13 protein-coding genes are annotated in these 20099 nt (G+C 50.3%); 10 read left to right on the top strand and 3 right to left on the bottom strand.

Annotation, left to right across the window (positions count from 1 at the left end; genetic code table 11):
- The first annotated feature begins 283 nt into the window (after window positions 1-283).
- The 4 genes from Q1A04_RS07325 (at window position 284) to Q1A04_RS07310 (ending at window position 7502) form a co-directional block, all read left to right on the top strand.
- Window positions 284-2146 (top strand): PQQ-binding-like beta-propeller repeat protein, encoded by a 1863-nt coding sequence (locus Q1A04_RS07325; protein ID WP_299703248.1) that lies wholly within the window; start codon window positions 284-286, stop codon window positions 2144-2146.
- Window positions 2147-2200: 54 nt separating this feature from the next.
- Complete coding sequence (murQ, locus tag Q1A04_RS07320) at window positions 2201-3013, top strand: N-acetylmuramic acid 6-phosphate etherase (RefSeq protein ID WP_299703245.1); 813 nt, start codon at window positions 2201-2203, stop codon at window positions 3011-3013.
- Window positions 3014-3136: 123 nt separating this feature from the next.
- Window positions 3137-4663, top strand: coding sequence for a sodium:solute symporter (locus tag Q1A04_RS07315; protein ID WP_299703242.1), 1527 nt, complete (start codon window positions 3137-3139; stop codon window positions 4661-4663).
- Window positions 4664-4676: 13 nt separating this feature from the next.
- Entirely contained in the window at window positions 4677-7502 is a 2826-nt protein-coding gene (locus tag Q1A04_RS07310; protein ID WP_299703239.1) for an FAD-binding and (Fe-S)-binding domain-containing protein, read from the top strand.
- Between the two features lie 628 nt (window positions 7503-8130).
- Here Q1A04_RS07310 and Q1A04_RS07305 read toward each other — a convergent pair.
- The 3 genes from Q1A04_RS07305 to Q1A04_RS07295 all read right to left on the bottom strand — a co-directional run bounded on the left by Q1A04_RS07305 (window position 8131) and on the right by Q1A04_RS07295 (window position 13499).
- Window positions 8131-8874 (bottom strand): DeoR/GlpR family DNA-binding transcription regulator, encoded by a 744-nt coding sequence (locus Q1A04_RS07305; protein ID WP_299703236.1) that lies wholly within the window; start codon window positions 8872-8874, stop codon window positions 8131-8133.
- 315 nt (window positions 8875-9189) lie between these two features.
- On the bottom strand, window positions 9190-10365 hold the full coding sequence (locus Q1A04_RS07300; protein WP_299703233.1) for a DUF5009 domain-containing protein: 1176 nt from the start codon (window positions 10363-10365) through the stop codon (window positions 9190-9192).
- Window positions 10366-10451: 86 nt separating this feature from the next.
- Window positions 10452-13499, bottom strand: a complete 3048-nt coding sequence (locus Q1A04_RS07295) for a glycoside hydrolase family 3 N-terminal domain-containing protein (RefSeq protein WP_299703230.1) — start codon at window positions 13497-13499, stop codon at window positions 10452-10454.
- A gap of 345 nt (window positions 13500-13844) precedes the next feature.
- On the opposite strand from Q1A04_RS07295, the gene Q1A04_RS07290 reads away from it, so the two are divergent.
- The 6 genes from Q1A04_RS07290 (at window position 13845) to Q1A04_RS07265 (ending at window position 19822) form a co-directional block, all read left to right on the top strand.
- Window positions 13845-14759, top strand: coding sequence for an N-acetylmuramoyl-L-alanine amidase (locus Q1A04_RS07290; protein ID WP_299703227.1), 915 nt, complete (start codon window positions 13845-13847; stop codon window positions 14757-14759).
- A 68-nt stretch (window positions 14760-14827) separates the two neighbouring features.
- A complete protein-coding gene (locus Q1A04_RS07285; protein ID WP_299703224.1) occupies window positions 14828-15358 on the top strand; it encodes a hypothetical protein in 531 nt (176 codons plus the stop codon).
- A 19-nt stretch (window positions 15359-15377) separates the two neighbouring features.
- Window positions 15378-16190 carry an agmatine deiminase family protein gene (locus Q1A04_RS07280; protein WP_299703221.1) on the top strand — a complete coding sequence of 271 codons (813 nt, stop codon included), beginning with the start codon at window positions 15378-15380 and terminating at the stop codon, window positions 16188-16190.
- A gap of 2 nt (window positions 16191-16192) precedes the next feature.
- Window positions 16193-17548, top strand: a complete 1356-nt coding sequence (locus Q1A04_RS07275; RefSeq protein WP_299703219.1) for a D-alanyl-D-alanine carboxypeptidase — start codon at window positions 16193-16195, stop codon at window positions 17546-17548.
- A 187-nt stretch (window positions 17549-17735) separates the two neighbouring features.
- A complete protein-coding gene (locus Q1A04_RS07270) occupies window positions 17736-18755 on the top strand; it encodes a dipeptide epimerase (protein WP_299703216.1) in 1020 nt (339 codons plus the stop codon).
- Window positions 18755-19822 carry an aminotransferase class I/II-fold pyridoxal phosphate-dependent enzyme gene (locus tag Q1A04_RS07265; RefSeq protein WP_299703213.1) on the top strand — a complete coding sequence of 356 codons (1068 nt, stop codon included), beginning with the start codon at window positions 18755-18757 and terminating at the stop codon, window positions 19820-19822. The genes Q1A04_RS07270 and Q1A04_RS07265 overlap by 1 nt, the downstream gene beginning before the upstream one ends.
- Window positions 19823-20099: the final 277 nt, after the last annotated feature.

Genomic DNA, 20099 nt, shown 5'->3' with positions numbered 1-20099 from the left:
CAGGAGTAAGCACTATGGGTATAAGTGGCAGGGCTTATTTCAAAGATGAAAGTACAGATTTTGCGTTTTTTTGCAGGTTTAAATAAAAAACATGCGAAATATTTTGAACTTTAATCAGATGTTTACTATTTTTATTTAAATAAAGGGACAGTATTCGTTTTGCTCATGCGACTTTGTGCGGTTTTCTGCGCTAGTTCTCCGAACAAAGGCCGCGTGGGCAAGATGGGTACATTAACAGGTATAGCCCTGATTGGTTCTTTTGTTTGACATACGCCATAATTAAATGAATATACAGAGGTATGTAGCGATCATCGCTTTGGTGCTGGTGTGTAGTTTAGCCCATGCCCAGTCTTTTCAATTTGCCTTTGTATCCGACACCCATATCAGCAACCCCACCGCTCAGGAAGACCTCGAGCGTACCATCGCCGACATCAACGCTAACCCCAATCTTGAGTTTGTGGTCGTAACCGGCGATATCACCGAATTTGGCTCTGACGAAGAACTCAAGCAGGCTAAGCAAATCTTCGACACGCTTAAGAAGCCATGGTACATCGTGCCCGGTAACCATGACTCCAACTGGTCAGAGAGCGGCGGTAACAGCTTTCGGGAGGTATTCGGCACGGAGACGTTTGCCTTTACCCACAAAGGCTACCTTTTTGCCGGTACCGGCTCAGGGCCCAACATGCGCATGGGGCCGGGGCAGATTCCGCGCGAGAACATCGTATGGCTCGACTCAGTGCTGACCCACATGTCCGATCCGGAAATGCCGGTTATTTTCCTGAATCACTATCCCCAAGACTCTTCTTTAAATAACTGGTACGACGTAACGGATCGTCTGCGTACCCGAAACACCCAACTCATCCTGCATGGCCACGGCCACAACAACCGTGAGTACCGCTATGATGGAATACCTGCCGTGATGGGTCGCTCCAACCTGCGAGCCAAGGATCCGGTAGGCGGGTATAACATCGTGACATTTGCTGACGGGAAAGCCAGTTTTGAGATTCGGAAGCCGGGTATAGAGACGTTGCCAAAGTGGATAGAAGTGCCGCTAGTGAAGCACGATTTCGCCAACGATTCGGTGAAGCACCATCGTCCGTCGTTTGCGGTGAACGGTTTATACCCGAACGTGAAGTTGGTGTGGGAATATCAAGACGATAGCGACGTGGGTGCAGGGACCGCTACGTTCAAAAATCTGGTGATTGCCACCAACACAAGTGGAGATATCTATGCACTCGACCAAAAGACTGGAAAGCGCCAATGGACTTATAGTACCAATGGCAAAATCTACTCGACACCGGCTGTCTCTAAGGGGTATGTAGTGGTGGGGTCTTCGGATAACAATATCTACTGCCTCTCAGCCGCTACGGGCAAGCTGGTCTGGAAATTTAAGGCTAACCGACAGGTGCTCGGCTCGCCGCTGATCGAAAAAGCTACAGTTTATATCGGTGCTTCGGACGGCCATTTCCGAGCAATCAATCTGAAAAACGGCAAGCTGGTGTGGGACTTTGATCAAGTGAACAACTTCGTGGTAACGAAACCTTTGCTATACCAAGGCAAGGTATACTTCGGCAGCTGGGGCAACGAGTTTTATGCCCTCGACGCAAAAACCGGTCAGCTGGATTGGAAGTGGAACAATGGCTCTAGCAACCGCATGTTCTCACCGGCCGCCTGTTACCCAGTCGCTTCCAATGGCCGCATTTTCATCGTAGCTCCCGACCGCTTCATGACCTCACTGGATGCCAACACCGGCGAAGTGATATGGCGCGAGCAACTAAAAGAAGGGCGCGTGCGCGAATCGATGGGCATTTCGGAGGACGGCAAGCTGGTCTATGTGAAGACGATGGACGGGCAGGCATACGGCGTTTCCACCACGGCCAATGCCCTGCAAGTAAATTGGAAATCAGAATTGCAGTTGCCTTACGAGCTGGCGCCGTCGGCTATTATCGAAAATAACGGAATAGTATTAGTACCCTCGCATTCAGGTATGGTCAGCGCTGTTGACCGCCAGAGTGGGGCGGTGCTTTGGAAATACAAAAGTTCAAACAGCCTCATGAACCCGGTGATGCCGCTTGGCAAAAACAGGGTAGTTGTGAGCACGATGGATGGGAAGATCGCCTGCCTGGAGTATATGCCTGACAAATAAGGTATAGCCACACCGGTATAGCGATCGATTTAGAGGGATTTATACTTACACAAAATGGAAATTACAACCGAGAAAGACTCGAACTATAACAACTTGGAAAAGATGTCGGTGAGGGAAGTGCTGGAGAACATCAACCGAGAAGATAAAAGCGTACCCCTTGCAGTTGAAAAGGCGCTCCCACAAATAGAAGCGCTGGCTGAAGTAGTAGCAGACCGCATGAAAAAAGGCGGCCGCCTGTTCTACATCGGCGCCGGCACCAGCGGCCGGTTGGGCGTGGTGGATGCTTCCGAGTGCCCTCCGACCTTTGGCGTGCCCTATGACATGGTGGTAGGCCTGATAGCCGGTGGCGACACAGCTATCCGCAAAGCGGTGGAATTTGCCGAAGACGACATGGAACAGGCTTGGGAGGACTTGAAAGAGTACGGCCTCGATGAGCATGATGTGATCGTAGGTATAGCCGCTTCCGGTACGACACCATACGTGATCGGCGGTCTGCGCATGGCCAACGAGTATGGCTTGGCTACCGGCTGCATCGTGTGCAATACCGGAAGCCCGGTAGCTGCTGAAGCGCAATATCCAGTGGAAGTAGTAGTGGGCCCTGAGTTCGTAACGGGCAGTACCCGCATGAAAGCCGGAACCGCACAGAAATTAGTGCTCAATATGCTCAGCACGACGGTCATGATTCAGCTTGGCCGTGTGCGGGGCAACAAGATGGTGGATATGCAGCTAACTAACCATAAGCTGTATCACCGCGGTGTACGCATGGTGATGGCGGAGACGGGTGCTGATGAGTCAACGGCTGCTGCTTTACTGGAGAAGCATGGAAGTGTGCGGAAGGCGGTGGCGAGTGTGCTGGTTTCGAAGTAGTGTAAACTGGTAACATTGCCTTCATTTCGGCAAATCTGTGTAACTTACAATCATGTGCGGTTCGGAAGGGTAATGAATGAGAACCTCTTTACTTTCCTCCGCTGATGGTTAATTTATTGTATTATGTCTCCAATCGTACTTCTGTCTTTCCTGATCGGCTATTTTGCGGTGCTGATAGGTATATCCTACTTCACCTCGAAAGGGGCCTCAGACAACTCCAGTTTCTTTATCGCCAATCGTAACTCGAAGTGGTACTTTGTGGCCTTTGGTATGATTGGTACTGCCTTGTCGGGCGTGACCTTCATCTCGGTGCCGGGGGCCGTGATCAACAGTAGTTTCGGCTATTTTCAGTTCGTACTCGGTAATACGGTCGGGTTTGTGCTGATCGCCTTTGTGCTGCTGCCGCTCTACTATCGCATGAACCTCATCTCCATCTATACCTATCTGGAGAAGCGATTCGGCTATTGGAGTTACAAAACAGGGGCGATGATATTCTTGGTATCACGCACCATTGGCTCGGCTTTCCGCTTATACCTTGTGGCCATCGTGCTGCAGCGCTTTATTTTTGATGCTTGGGATGTGCCGTTTGTAGCCACAGTGGCCATCTGTTTGGTGCTCATTTGGCTCTATACCCACAAAGGCGGTCTTAAAACAATTGTGATTACCGATACGCTGCAGACCGTTTTTATCATCGGGTCTGTTATTTTTTCCATCATCTTCATCGCCAATAGCCTTGACCTGAACGTGGTGCAGACCTTTGAGGCGGTGAAAAACAGTTCGTACTCTAAGATGTTCTTCTGGGAGGATTTCCTCGGCACGAAGAGCCACTTCCTGAAGCATTTCATCGGCGGTATTTTCGTAACGATTGCCATGACGGGCCTTGACCAAGACCTCATGCAGAAGAACCTGAGCTGCAAAAACATTGGCGAAGCGCAGAAGAACATGCTCACCTTTACGGGTGTCTTCGTGTCGATCAATATTTTCTTTTTGAGTGTAGGCGCTTTGCTGTACATGTATGCCGAGGCCAATGGTATTGACGTAGCGGCGCTGGCAACCCCAGACCACCTGTTCCCGGAAATTGCCCTGAACCACATGGCCATGATTCCGGCCATCATCTTTATGCTCGGTCTCACAGCGGCTACTTTCGCCACAACCGACTCAGCGCTTACTGCGCTTACCACGTCTTTCTGCGTGGACTTCCTGAACTTCACCAAGAAAGCAAACCACGATGATATCAAACTGATTCGTACCCGTCACTTAGTGCACGTGGGTTTCTCGGTGGTGATGCTGCTGGTGATACTCGTGTTTAAAATCATCAACGACGACTCAGTGGTGAACGCCATTTTCAAAGCGGCTGGCTATACCTATGGTCCGTTGCTAGGCTTGTTTGCTTTCGGTATGGCCAACAAACGCGCCGTGACCGACAAACTGGTGCCGTACATCTGCATCATCTCGCCACTCCTGACTTACATGTTTGACAGTAATTCTGTTGACTGGACAGGCTACGCGATGGGCTTTGAACTGATTGTGGTGAATGCCGCGATTACCTTTATCCTGTTGCTCGTAACGAGCAAGCCGGGTGGTGGCATGATGATGGACGCATTGGAAGAGGCCGAAAGAGGTAGCAAAGTTAAACAGACATCTTATTAAGATTTTACCTTCTATGAATACAGCTTTGCTTTTGGAGAGCATTTTGCCAAAAGCGCGCATCCGGGCACGCCTGATCGATGTCGTGTCCTACGCTTCTGACGCGGGCTTTTACTACCTGAGGCCCAAGGCCGTGGTGCAGCCTGTTTCAGAGGAGGAGATTAAACAACTATTCGCATTTTCGCACCAGCATAAAGTACCGTTGACCTTCCGCACAGCGGGTACCAGCTTGTCTGGTCAATCCATTACCGATGGTATTCTGGTTGACTTGAGCCAGTATTGGAACAAGGTACAAGTGGAAAACGAGGGCAGACAGGTGCGGGTGCAGCCCGGCGTGATCGGTGCAATTGTGAACGCGCACCTGCGTCCGTTTAAGCGCAAGATTGGTCCGGACCCAGCCAGTATCAACTCGGCGATGATGGGCGGGATTCTCTCGAACAACGCCAGTGGCATGTGCTGCGGTGTGAAAAAGAACTCCTACCATACCACGAAGTATATCAGCTTTGTGCTGCCTGGCGGTCAATGCTTCACTACTGAAAAGCAGATAGACTACCTGCGTTTCAGCGAGGAGTGCCCCGAGCTATACCTTACGCTGCAGAAGATCAAGCAACAGATACGCAACAAACCGGAACTGCATTACTTGATCCGGCACAAGTATAAAACCAAGAACACCGTTGGCTATTCCGTCAACGCCTTCATTGATTACGAGCACCCGCTGGACATCATGGCGCATTTGCTCATCGGGGCGGAAGGTACACTCGGCTTTATTGCTGAGGCGGTGTTGCAAACCGTACCCGATTACCCGGCCAAATCGACGGCGTTACTGTATTTCCCTGACATCTACGCCGCCTGCCAAGCCATCGTGCCGCTAACCAAAGCGGGCGCGGAGGCCGTCGAACTGATGGACCGATCCTCGCTGCGCTCCATTGAGCACATGGCGGGCGTACCGGCTGTCATTAAGACCTTGCCTGATAAGGCGTCGGCTTTGCTGGTGGAGTTTCAGTCGAACACGCACGAAGAAGTGCAGGAGAAAATCCTTAAATTCATGGCGCTAGCACCGGAATTGGCCTTGCTGGAACAACCCGTGTTCACGACCGACCCAATTGAACAGGCTTTCCTGTGGAAAGTGCGCAAAGGCATGTTCCCGGCCGTAGGTGCGGTGCGAGCAAGCGGGACTACGGTGTTGCTCGAAGATATTGCCGTACCGGTCGCCCAACTCGGCGATGCCATTCTGGACCTACAGGAGCTTTTCCGCAAACACGGGTATAGCAACGCCATCATCTTCGGTCACGCCAAAGACGGCAATATTCACTTTGTAGTTACGCAGGCTTTTGACACGCCGGAAGAAGTTTCCCGCTACGACCGCTTCCTAAAAGAGGTGGTGAAACTGGTGGTGAAGAAGTATGAAGGCGCTCTGAAAGCCGAGCACGGTACGGGTCGAAACATGGCGCCGTTTGTGGAGACCGAATGGGGTCCGGAGGTATACCGCATTATGAAGGCGCTCAAACAGGTGATCGACCCAGAGAACATACTTAACCCGGGCGTGATTATCAACCACGACCAGAATGCGCACATCCAAAACCTGAAAGCCCTGCCGAAGGTGGAGGAGGAAGTGGATCGCTGCATGGAATGTGGCTTCTGCGAGCACAATTGCCCGAGTCGTAACCTCACGCTCACGCCACGCCAGCGCATTGTGGTGCGCCGTGAGTTGCTTAACCTAAAGCGAAAAGGAGAGAAGAAACAGCACAAAGAGTTGCTAAACCAATACCAGTATGACGGCCTCGATACCTGCGCCGTGGACGGCCTGTGCGCCACCGCCTGTCCGGTGGATATCAATACAGGCGACCTGGTGAAACGCTTGCGCCGCGAGAGCCACAATGGCTTCGCTAATAACGTTGCTTTATTGGTGGCCAAAAACTTCAAGCCTGTGTCTTCGGTGGTGAAGTTTGGTTTACAGGCAGGGGCAGGGGTGAACAAAGTACTGGGTGCAAATACCTTGGGCAGACTGACGGAGGAGGTGAAAGACATGATCCCGGCTTTCCCGCTCTGGACAAAGCAACTGGCCCCAGCGGCAGGTATAGCCAAGTCTATGGCAAATGCGACAGCGCCTGTATCGGAGGCATCCGTGGTCTATTTTCCGACTTGCATTTCCCGCACGATGGGAGCGGCCGAGTCAGGCAAAAAGAACATCATCGATACGTTTAAAAGCGTGTCGGATAAAGTAGGAGTGAAGTTTACGATTCCGGAGGAGGTAAAAAGCGCCTGTTGCGGACAGATTTTCTCATCCAAAGGGTATAGCCAGGCTTACGCCCATACTGCCAACGAAACAATAGAGAAGGTATGGCAATGGACCGACAAAGGTCGCCTGCCGCTGGTGCTCGACATCACCTCCTGCACCCAGACCCTGCAAAGCTGCCGCCCCGTGCTCACCGCCGAGAACAAGCAAAAGTTCGATGCCATCCAGATTATCGACAGTATTGATTACATCGCCGACTTCATTCTGCCAAAAGCCACCGTGCTGCGCAAGAAAGCAAACGTGGTGCTACACCCGGTTTGCTCCTTACAAAAAATGGGATTGGAGGGTCGCTTTGTAAGTATAGCAAGGCACCTGGCCGAGGAAGTAACCGTGCCGATGCACGCCGGTTGCTGCGGTATGGCCGGCGACCGTGGTTTCCTAGTGCCGGAGCTGACTGCTTCCGCCACAGCGTCTGAAGCTGCCGAGGTGAAACAGCGTGAATATGACGGGTATTACTCTTCAGGCAAGACTTGCGAAATGGCGATGACGGAGGCGGTTGGTCGTAACTACGAGTCGATTGTTTATTTGCTGGATGAGTGTTTGTAAAAGGTATGGCGCGGGCGTCCACGCTCGTGTCTGCTATAGTGGGGCCTCTGGCCTAAGTGTAAGTATAAGCTTAGCCGATACTTTTGTAGGTATAGCAACTATCATTTCAGGTATAACACCTTACTAGTTTCAAAGTTTGGCTTAGCCAGCCGGACAGTTGTTTCGCCTATGCTGCGGGCACCTACTTTTTTTCTTGACAAAAAAAGTAGGCAAAAAAGTCAAGACGCTCCAAACTCGCTGAACGCTCAAACAGTGGAGCGTCAAAGAGTGCACATGGCTAAAGCTATTTGTTTCATTGCCAGCGTGCGAGTTTGTATTGCTATACCTGCCAGTGGTTTGTAATAAATAATGCTGCGCTTATACCTGTTGCGTAGTAAAGACAGAGAATTCCCCTCTCAATCATTTGACCATGAAAAACTCTAAAATTGACAATGCTACAATTAGTACAAAAGCTATAAAGAATGCTTTGTAACCCCTATTTTTGAGTTCACTATTTCGCCTTAGTAAACCTAGTATTAGATTCCAAAATGTAAGGCTTATACCCATTACAACTACTAAGATTTTAAATAAAGTAAGGAAGCCCAGAAGTGTATCCTCCATCTTGAACTGTATTAGCTAAGCAATTCAACTACACCACCTCAATCACCGCCGCATACTCTCTTAAACTCGTATCCTCCGGTTTCAAATCCGTGATCAGATAATGAATCGAGTTGAGGTCGCATACCTTCATATTCTGATCAGAGCCAAGTTTTTCAGCAATGCTCATGATGGCGGTTTTTTTAGCAGAGCGGATCATCGCTTTCTTTACCTGCACGACTTCCCAGTCAGAGTCGGTGAGGCCGTCTTCTACGGAGAGGGAGTTAGTGCCAAGTATACAGAGGTCCACTTTAATCTCGGTGAGCTGGTTGACTACCTGTGCGCCAATCATGATGTGGGAGTTCTTGGAAAGCTGTCCGCCTAGCAAAATCACGTTGATGTTCGGGCGTTCGGCCAGTTCCAGCGCTACCAGCGGACTCACGGTAAAGAAGGTGCAGCGCAGGGTGTCGGGTATCATGCGTGCCACTTCGATCATGGTTGTGCCGCCGCCTACCAGTATACTCATGCCATCTTTCAAGAGGTCAATTACCTTACGCGCAATCTCTTTCTTGGACTCCTTGGCGTATACCTCGGTTTGGCTGAACGGGTAATGAAAGGACTTTGACAAAGCACCACCATGCACCTTCAGTATCTGGCCACTTTCTGCCAGCTCGTTCAAATCTCTTCTGACCGTATCTTCCGACACGTTGAGTTTTAAACTCAAATCCGATGAAAGCACCTTGTTGTGCAGATTGATCTGCTTTATGATAAAAGCCTGCCGTTCTTCCTTAAGCATTCTGGTCGTGTTTAATCTGTAAAAATCAAATATAGATTTTTTTCTGTAAACATAGTTGTCAGAAACAGGATTTTCAGGACAACCCCACCCCAGCCCTCCCCTAAAAACAGGAGAGGGAGAGTGTAAGATCAATCCGTTACTAACTCTATAAATAACGGGGATACAAGTACAGGAGTCCCCCTTTGAAAGAGGTAGGGGTGACCACCCTCTGCGAGTCAACTCCCTCCCCTGTTTTTAGGGGAGGGCCGGGGTGGGGTAGAAATGAGAGCCTGTCCCCTTTGCAGAGAACAGGCTCTCATTTCTATAAGTATCAGTTCACACCTTTACATAAATCTTCTGCTTATCCATCCAGAAGCCAATCACCCACATCACCAGCATATAGCTCAGCGCAAACAGGAGTGAGGCGGCTTCCCCTTCTGTCCAGCTTAGGAAAAATTTTGTATACAGCCACTTCTGCAAACTCATGTCACCAATGCGAATGAAGTTAAGTAGCTTGATGACTAGCGTAGCAAAGGCAAAAATGAAGAGCGGGTTCTTACCGAAGGCCTCAAAGAAATAAGACCACTTTACAAAGTCCAATACTTCGATCACCAGCATAAGCCCAGCAATTAGCATCACGCTCAAGCCAACCGAGTGCAGCACGTAAGAACTTGTCCAGATCGGCTTGTTGATCGGAAAGGCAAAGTCCCACACGAAGGCAATGGCTACCAGTGCAGCGCCCGCCAGATTGAGCTTGAAGACTGTGCTTAGGTTGTTGCCATTTTTCTGGATGAACAAACCCGCGAAATAACCAGCCAGCACATTCACGGTGGCGGGCAGCGTGCTTAGTAACCCTTCAGGGTCGAAAGGTATACCGAAGCCTTTGTAGAGGTTGGTTTCAGGTATGATCAGGTCGTCGAACTTGCGGGCAGCGTTTCCAGCGAGGCTGTACGGGTCGGCAGAGTCTCCGAAGAAGTACATCACGGCCCAATAGCCTAACAGTACTATCACACTGAAAATGGCAGCGCCCCTGAACTTGAGATAATGCACAGCCAGTGATGCGATGAAATAGCAAAGCGCGATGCGCTGCAGTACCCCCATAATGCGCACGGCGGTGAAGTCCTTCATTACAATGGCTCCTTCCGGGTCACGTATCACAAAGGGGAAGAGGTTCAGAAACAGGCCGATCAGGAAAATAAGGGCGGTGCGCTTGAAGACCTTGCGCAGAAACACGCTATCGGGCTGCGTTTCGAATTTGCGCATGCTGAAGCTCATGGCATTGCCCACCACAAACAGGAAAGACGGAAACACCAGATCCGTAACCGTGAAGCCGTGCCATGCCGCATGCTTAAAAGGGGCATAAATGCTGCCCCAGCTGCCGGGGTTGTTTACCACCACCATTAGCGCGATGGTGAGGCCGCGGAGTACGTCAAGGGAAAGGTAGCGCTCGTAGGATTTGGGGCGCAGCAAGCCGGCGTCCGTTAGCGAAGGTGCTGTAGAGAGTTTATTCATCGGAGTGCATTTAAGGTATAGCGATGATTCAACGATGTATAAAAAGATAGCCGTCCCATTTCTCTGGGACGGCTATACTTTCATGGTTAGTTCGCGGAAGCCTCTGCAGGCTGTTTCTCTTTGCTCTTGCCCATGGCATCGTACACCACTTGCAGCACATTGGTGCGGGTGTTGAGTTTGCCGAGCTTGTTATTCTCGCGGGTCGGGTTTACGCGGTTGCTCAAGAACACATACACGAGGTTGTTTACCGGGTCTACCCACGTATAAGTGCCCGTAAAGCCGGAGTGGCCGAAGCTCTCTACCGGGGCGCTTGGCGCGGCGTTGCTGTTCGGTGCACCCGGTTTAGCCGGACGGTCGAAGCCGAGGGCACGGTAGTTGCCTTGTTCGCAGAACTGGCATTTGCTGTAGTCCTTCACCACGTTCTCGGCGATGTAGCGCTTGTGGGCATACATGCCGTCGTTCAGGTATAGGTGCATCAGCTTGGCTACGTCGTTGGAATTGCCGAACAGCCCCGCGTGACCGCTCACACCGCCCAACATGGCAGCGCCTTCGTCATGCACGGTGCCGTGCAAGGTTTGCTTGCGGAAGTGCGGCTCAAACTCGGTGGGTACAACACGTGAGGCAGGGTAACGCTTGTATGGATTAAACGTCAGTGTAGTCGCTCCGATCGGCTGGTAGATGGAGTTCTGCAGGTATGTTTCAAAACCTACGCCTGTGATACTCTCGACTACTTTCGGGGCCAGAATAAAAGACAGGTCGCTGTACACATAGCCCGGCTTTTCGTTCAACGGCGACTCCATAATCTCCTTGTAAATCTTGTCAGAATACTTGCGATGGATGTACAGGTTGTCGGCTACTTTAATCGGGAATCTGCGTGTAGAGTCCGCCTTGAAAGTGCGCCACTTAAAGTTGCCGCTCTTCCTCACTGTCTCTTTCCAGAACGGGATCCAAGCCTTGAGGCGGGCTTGGTGCGTCAGGATGTCGCGGTAGTTCAGATCGGCTTTGTTCGTGCCGACAGCCATCGGCAGGTAGGTGCCGAGCGTCTGGTTCTCATCGAAACGGCCTTCCCCTTTCAGACGCATCAATGCAGCCATGGTTGTGCTGATTTTAGTCACAGAGGCCAAGTCGTAGATGTCGTCGACACGCACAGCTTGCTCCTTGTCGTAAGTATGGTAACCGAAAGCTTTGTGGTAGATCACCTTGCCGTCTTTGGCCACCAGCACCTGAGCACCCGGAGCGGCTTCTTCACGTATGGCTTGGTGCACGAGCGAGTCTATACCTGCCAAATCCTGCGATTTGATACCTACGGCCTCTGGCATAGAGTAGGCCATGCGCCAGCCACTGCGAGTCAGTAAACCGTCGTCAATTTTAAAGACATTGCTCACCGTAACCGGCAGTTTGCCCGAGGCACCTATACCTCCGAAAATCATCTGTGAAACAAGGTCCTGCGTGGTCGGATTTTCCTGATAAGCGGCTATCACAGCGTCGGCTTTGTCGAGGCTCTCCATTTCGGCGAGGCTGTACACGTTGCCGAACACGCTCACGATCGTTTTCTTGGTGCGGATAAGCTCTTTCAGGAACAGGTTCATCTCGGCCGTGATACCGAAATTGCTACTGCCCGCCTTGAGTTGCAGCGAGTGAACACCTGCAATGATCAGGTTATAATCTTTCAGTTTTTCCTTCATGCGCAACAGGTCTTCGATAGAGTTAGTCGGTTGCAGGAAGAACGTGTCCACTTGGGTATAGCGGGCAAGATCACGCTGGAAAGCGGTTTCCTTTTTCGTGCCAATCGCCAGTGCCGCTACTTTCAAGGTGTCCAGCGTCTGGATTGGCAGAATGTGGTTTTTGTTGCGCAGGAGTGTGAGTGAAGCCTCGGTCAGCTGTCGGTTCAGGTACTGCGCGTGCGGATTGTTGAGGTCGGCAATCAGGTTTTTCGTCTCGATGGGTTCCCACTTGTCGAGGCCCACCCATTGCTTGGCGGCGAGTACTTTGCGTACGCGGAAGTCAATCTCGGCCTGTGTGATTTCCTTGTTGGCGATGGCTTTTTTTACTTCTTCAATGGTCGTTTTTACGTCCATCGTGTTTAGCATCACATCGTTACCAGCTACTAGTGCCTTTACATCCACCACACCCGGCGGGTAAAACTTGGCCACCCCCTGCATGTTCAGGGCATCGGTAAACACGATGCCTTTATAGTTCAGCTCGTTCTTGAGTAAGTCCGTTACAATCGGCTTAGAAAGGGTAGAAGCAAGGTTTGGTGTGTTGTCGAGCACCGGGATGTTCATGTGCGCGACCATCACACTGCCCAGTCCTTTGTCCATCAGGGCACGAAAAGGATGCAGTTCAGTTGAGTCGAGGCGAATGCGGGAGAAGTTGATGAGTGGCAGACCGTAGTGCGAGTCCACGTTGGTGTCGCCGTGGCCCGGGAAGTGCTTGGCGCTGGCCAACACGTGGTTGTCCTGCATACCTTTCATGTAAGCCAGCGACTTGCTGGCCACGTTATACTTGTCTTCGCCGAAAGAGCGGAAGCCAATTACCGGATTATTCGCGTTGTTGTTGATATCTACAGTCGGGGCGAAGTTCACATGCACGCCTAGTCGCTTGCACTGGCGGGCAATCTCGGCACCCATTTCGTAGATCAGAAGCTCGTTGTCGATACCGCCCAAGGCCATTTGGTACGGGAAGCGAACCGTGCTGTCGAGACGCATGGCAAGACCCCACTCACCGTCGATGGATATCATCAGCGGCACCTTGCTCTCTTGCTGGTAGCGGTTGGTCATCTTGGCCTGTCGCACCGGACCACCCTGAAAGAAAATCATACCACCGACTTTGTAAGTCTTCACGATGTTGCTGATCGAGTCGATGTGCGCCTGATTCTTGTTGGAGTACACCGGGATCATAATCAGTTGCGCAATGCGCTCTTCCGGAGTCAGGGTTTTCATGACAGAGTCAACCCAGCGGCTGTTAATGTGTTGCAGGAACTCAGCGTCGCGACCCGGCGTAAACGAAGCGGCAGTAGCTTTCTTAGCGGCAGCCTTGCCGGATTTTGCTTTGTTGGTCTGGCCTTGGAGGTTGTTTGCACCAAAAATCAGTATCAGAACAAAGGCCAGTGAAAGGTAATAGGATGGTTTCAAGGTGATATAGGTTTTTGTAATATCAGATACACTGCAATTTAACAGTTTTTGAGTATAAGCATTTTTATTTGCGGTAATTTTTTAAATTCCTGCAAATAAAAGCAATATTAGGGGCGTCGTGTAATGGGTTATTGTCAAATATACGATGATAAGGCGGGTATACCTATAAGTCGGGGGTTGGGGGTGTGGCTTCTAAGCCACACCCCCAATTTGAGCGAAGCAGAAACTGATGGTTGTACATGATGGCCAATCACAAGTTGCGCTAACGCTAAACTTGCGGTATATACAGCACCGACAGGTATAGCCGATATGAATGTATATATCTACTGAACAAGTGAACACAGCATGAAACGCATTTCTACTCACATACTTAGTCTGATGCTAGGTTGCAGCCTACTGGCAAGCTGCGCCACTAACCCCTATGCCGCTACCAACAAATCATATAAAAAACAGGCCAAGGCCTACGCCAAATCACTACGGGCTATACCTGCGGCCCCGACCGGCGAGCATACCTACCCACAGGGCGATTACTGGGTGGGCACCACCAACTTCAACATGCGCAAACCGAATTATGTGATCATCCACCACACGGCGCAGAACTCCACTGAGCAAACTTTGAAGACCTTTACTATGCCCTCGACTCAAGTAAGTTCGCACTATGTGATCGGACGCGACGGCAAGGTATACCAGATGTTACACGACCACATGCGTGCTTGGCACGGCGGCGCAGCAAAATGGGGCAACAACACTGACCTCAACTCATCATCTATAGGTATAGAGCTTGACAACAACGGTTCTGAGCCCTTCCCAGAGGAGATGATCACCAGCCTGATTGCTGTACTAGGAAAACTTAAAAAAGAGCACGGTATACCTGCCGAAAACTTCATCGGCCACGCCGATATTGCCCCGGTTCGCAAAGTAGACCCGAGCCCGCTGTTCCCGTGGAAGACGCTGGCCGACCACGGCTTTGGGTTATGGTATGACGAAGACGTGCTGGAAAAGGAACTAGTACTGCGTGAGGTGCCGGTAGGGGGTGAGAATGACACAACGCCTTTGCTAATGATGGAGACCGTGCCGAAGTATACGCTGCCCGAGCACTTTAGCCCACTCGACGCCCTGCGCATTATCGGCTATGATGTGCGTAATCCAGAGGCTGCCGTGCGGGCTTTCAAGATTCACTTTATTCAGACGGATGTAGAGGCGCCTTTGACCGAGGATGAGAAGTTGATTCTGTATAACCTGTATCAGAAGTATTTGTAAATTGGGGGGAGATAGTACAATGAAGTTCTATACAATACTCCTGACAAACACTTTGTAGATGCAATAACATGGATGCAGAATTACTTTTTGAGAAAGTCTATATTAATTCAGAATTAGCTGATCAAGTATGTGCTGAATTTAAAATCAAGAGGGGTGAATTAACGGATTTTACAAAAAAGTACGGCTTGGAACGTGCAGATGAGATTAAAAAAATCCAGAGAATTAGAGGTCTCTTTCATAGTAAAAAGGGCTCGCCAAGCTTCGGATTCACTAGCTTCAACTCTTTTTACAAGTGGTATATTGCTCAACACAAAAAGCAAGACGGAGCGTGCTACTACTGTAAAACAGACGAACATGTAATTGCTACGCTGGTTGAAAAGAAATTTAATCAGAGCAAGCGAATAAGAGGAAGATACTTAGAAATAGAGCGGCGAGATTCGGCAGTGAATACATACAGTCCTGAAAATTGTGTACTTGCTTGCTACTTCTGCAACAATGATAAGAGCGATATTTTCGAGGAAGGCGACTATCTGGCTTACTTAAAAGACAGAAAAGCATTCTTTGACACGAAATTCGAGGAATTCAATGATATTAAGTAAGGACACAAATACTGTTCTGATGTCAGACTTGCTGCAATCAGACATTAGGTTCAGTGAGTCTTGCAACCAACTAACAGCCTTGCTTGACAAGTACTCTATTGACTATCGATTCATTAAAGAAACGAAAGATATTTGGTGCAGGGACTACATGCCGATTCAGACGGGTGACGGCCAGTATGTGCAATTCCGATATGAGCCATCTTACCTGAAAGATGATGCAGTACTTCAGTCAGACCCGAAAGAAGTGTGTGAGGCAAACGGAATAAAAGCCAGATTTTCAAACATTAATTTGGATGGTGGAAACCTTGTAAACTGGTCTGATAGGGCAATCTTGACTGACCGTATATTTGATGAAAATCCCGAGTATTCATCTAAATCGAAACTGATTTCAGAAATTGAAGAATTGCTTGAAGTTGAAGTAATCATTATTCCGCAGATTAAATCAGACATGACTGGCCATGCCGACGGATTGATTCGTTTTTTAGATCATAATACTCTTGTTGGGAATGACAGAAATGCTGAATTTACTTATTGGGTAAAAGGCATAAAGCCTATTATCCAATCGTATGGTCTTGATTACATTGACATCCCCTTTTTTGAATTCAAAAGCAAGCATTATACGGATAGTGCGATTGGTTGCTATGTGAACTTCTTGGAGGTAAAGGATCTAATTGTTGTACCCATTTTTGAGGTTTTTGGGAATAGGGATGAAGAAGTGGTAAAACTGTTTAAAAGCATTTACCCAAAGCGGACAATAGAAACCATCAATTTTAACCAAATAGGTTTACACGGCGGTCTGTTGAACTGTACTACTTGGACGATAAAAGAATAGCTATGACCAAACCCCTACTCACCCACTATACCTTACAATTAATCCCCTGCCTCGGCTTGCTCTTCCTACTCGGCTGTAGCGCCGCCAAGCCCGTAGCGGAGACGCCTGTAACACCGCCTTACGGACCGGCGGAGATAAAGCGACAGGTATTGGAGCTGGAGACCCTGCAACAGAGCTTTGTCGGCTTTGTGCTGTACGACCCCGAGTTGGGCAAGGCGGTGGTGGAGCACAATGCCGACAAGTACTTCGTGCCAGCTTCCAATACGAAACTGTTCACGTTTTATGCTGCCTCCAAAATGCTGGGCGATTCTATACCTGCGCTCAAGTACGTAGCCAAAGGCGACTCGCTGATCTTCTGGGGCACGGGCGATCCGACCTTCACGCACATGGACCTGCAAAACAACATCGCTTACGATTTTCTGAAGAACCGCAAGGAGAAACTCTACTACATCGAGGCGCCCATGACCAGCACGCCCTTCGCGACTAACTGGGGCTGGGACGATTATAACTACTATTACCAGCCGGAGCGTAGCCCTTTCCCGATTCACGGCAACATCGTGAAATTCAAGAAAGACAGCACCACTGCCTATACCACTACGCCGGCTTTCTTCAGAAAACAGGTGAAGCCGGATACAACGCCGAACGCGCACCGCGATACCTTCCGAAGAGCTTGGCGCACAAACGAGATTGCCTACAACCCGAAACGCGCAGCAATAGCCTTCTCGCAGGAAGTGCCTTTTATCACGTCACCCGAACTGACAGTGCAGCTTCTGGCCGACACCTTGAAGCGTCCTGTCAAACTGGTGAAGCGCCCAATACCTGCGGGTGCTCAAATACTCTACGGTCTGCCCGCCGATACCGTATTCAAACGCATGCTGCAAGTGAGCGACAACCTGATGGCCGAGCAATTGCTACTCTTGAGCTCCGGCACCTTTTCGGATACGCTCTCGGTAGAGCGGGCTATCAAACACGCCGTGATAACCTACCTGTCCGACCTGCAAGATCCACCGGTGTGGATTGACGGTTCGGGTCTCTCTTCCATGAACATGTTCACGCCGCGCAGCATCATCGCGCTCTTACAGAAAATGCATGCCGAGCGCCCAAGAGAGAAGCTCCTGCCTATGCTTGCTGTCGGCGGCAGACCCGGCACTTTCCGGAACATCTACAAGGCCGATGTACCTTTCGTATTTGGTAAATCAGGCACGCTCTCTCACGTACACAACCAAAGCGGTTACATCATTACAAAGAGTGGCAAGCTGTTGATGTACAGCTTTATGAACAACAACTTTAAAACATCTTCGTCTGAAATAAGAAGTGCCATGGAGCGTATTATGACGGAGGTGCACGAGAAGTATTAAGATTCTTTATAGCGCGAGCGTCCTCGCTCGTGCTCAATATAGTGGGGCCTCTGGCCGCTAAGAATAAAAATGGGCCGGAGGCCCCACGATAGTAGTCACGAGCGAGGACGCTCGCGCCATGCTATAGAAAGCTTTAAAACAGAAACAACAACCTAATCTATACCTGACCACACAAACGACCAACACTATGTTGAAACTAACGATACGCTCTTTTGACTTGCCACTGCGGCATACCTTTACCATCTCCTACGACTCACGCGATGTGCAGCCGACTATGATTGTGGAACTGCAGCACGGGGAGCACAAAGGTTATGGCGAGGCGACCAGCAATCCATACTACGGCTTCACCATCAAGAGCATGACCAAAGCGCTGGAGAATATCCGTGAGCAAATCGAGTCAACCGAGCTGACTTCGCCAGAGGAGTTCTGGGCACAGATGCAACCACATCTAGCCGATAACCCTTTCGCTCTTTGCGCGCTGGATTTGGCTGCCAACGACCTGTTCGGTAAAATGAAAGGCCAGCCACTCTACAAACTGTGGGGGCTCGAGGCGAAAAACATGCCGCTCACCAACTACACCATTGGTATCGACACGGTGGAGAACATGGTGAAGAAACTGCAGGAAATGCCGTGGCCGCTTTACAAAATCAAGTTGGGTACGAAAGAAGACGTGGCCATCATCAAAGAGCTGCGCAAGCACACCGATGCTATCTTCCGTGTAGACGCCAACTGCGCTTGGGGTGTGGAGGAAACCATCGAGAACTCAAAACAGCTGAAAGAACTAGGCGTGCAGTTTATCGAGCAACCTATGAAAGCCGACGATTTAGAGGGCATGAAAAAGGTATACGAGGGCTCCGAACTGCCCCTGATTGCCGACGAAAGCTGCATCACGGAAGCCGACGTAGCCAAATGTCACGGCCTGTTCCATGGCATCAACATTAAGCTCGTGAAGTGCGGCGGCCTGACGCCAGCCCGCCGTATGATTGCCGAAGCCAAGAGCTTGGGTATGAAAGTGATGGTCGGCTGTATGACAGAATCCAGCGTAGGTATATCGGCCATCGCGCAATTGCTGCCTATGCTCGACTACGTGGACATGGACGGTGCCCTGTTGCTAAGCAAAGACATCGCCACTGGCGTAACCATTGAGCAAGGCAAAGTAAGCTACAGCGAAAACGTAAACGGCACCGGCGCCACACTCATAGCCTAATGGGCAACAAGGTATACACAGACCAACTGCCGGGGCGCACCTTGGTGGTAAAAGGGGAGGAGTTTCTGTTTTTCAGCGGAACCTCCTATCTGGGTATACCTGTGAATGAGCAATTCAGGCATTGTGTGCTGGAGGGAATGGCACGCTACGGCACCAACTACTCCAGCTCCCGTAACTCCAATCTGCAGCTGCGGGTGTTTGAGGAGGCAGAAGACTATCTGGCAAGCTATACTGGTGCAGAGGCTGCATTTACCATGTCGTCGGGTTATCTGGCTTGTCAGGCGCTGGTCCAAGTTTTAGTTGGAAGCGGATACTTTATCTATGCCCCTAACACACATCCGGCCATGTGGCGCAGCATTACTGATGAAGTCATTGGTAACTACGACGCTTGGGTAGGCCCCATGCTGCAGCAAGTGCAGGGCTCCAAAGAGAAGTACATTATACTGGTCTGCAATTCCCTCGACCCACTCAAGGCTCGCAACCATGGTTTCAGTTGGCTGAGTGCCTTGCCCGCCGACAAGCAAATCACGCTGATAGTCGATGATTCGCATGGCTTTGGGGTAACGGGAGAAGACGGAGCCGGTGTGTTCGCGCAGCTAAAGGCTCGTCTGCAGCCGAATGTACGATTGGTGGTTGCAAGTTCGATGGGAAAGGCCTTGGGTATACCTGCCGGTGTGGTGTTGGGTGACAAAGAGCTAATTGATAAGCTGCGGAACAGTCACTATTTCGGCGGTGCTTCCCCGGCCATACCTGCCTACCTGTATGCCTTTTTGCAATGCGAGGCGGTATTCAAAGAAGCACGGCAGAAGCTGTTTTCGAATATTGCTTACTTCCTGCAGCATTTGGAGCGACCCGCGCAATTCAGTTACTTTGACAGATATCCGGTTTTCGGGGTGCACGAACATCGTTTAGCGGCATACCTGCAGGAACATGGGGTGATTATCTCCAGTTTCCGCTACCCGACGCCTGCCGATAATCCGATTACAAGGATTATTTTGAGTAGTGCGCATACGGAGGGGGATATTCAGCGATTAACGCGGTTGATTAATCAGTTTGGTAAGGTATAGCAAAAGCCTTGTTTCATAGATTGGCTTGGCCAGTTGGGCACTGTTTCGCCTGTGCGGCGGGCACCTACTTTTTTTCTTGACAAAAAAATCGAGGGCCCCTACCCCCAGTAGGCAAAAAAGTCAAGACGCTCCAAACTCGCTGAACGCTCAAACAGTGGAGCGTCAAGAGGTGCACTTGGCTAATGCAATATGCTTCGTAGGGAACGTGCGAGTTAGTCTTTGAATGCGTGCCAGTGGTTTGTATGGTTTGTGGCAGAAACTACAAAGTCTATGCCTG

Origin of the sequence: uncultured Pontibacter sp. (assembly GCF_947499215.1) — a bacterium.
In the GTDB taxonomy this organism is placed as follows: Bacteria; Bacteroidota; Bacteroidia; order Cytophagales; family Hymenobacteraceae; genus Pontibacter.
Note: the sequence above shows the minus strand (reverse complement) of the source record. Positions and strands in the feature narration are given on the sequence as shown.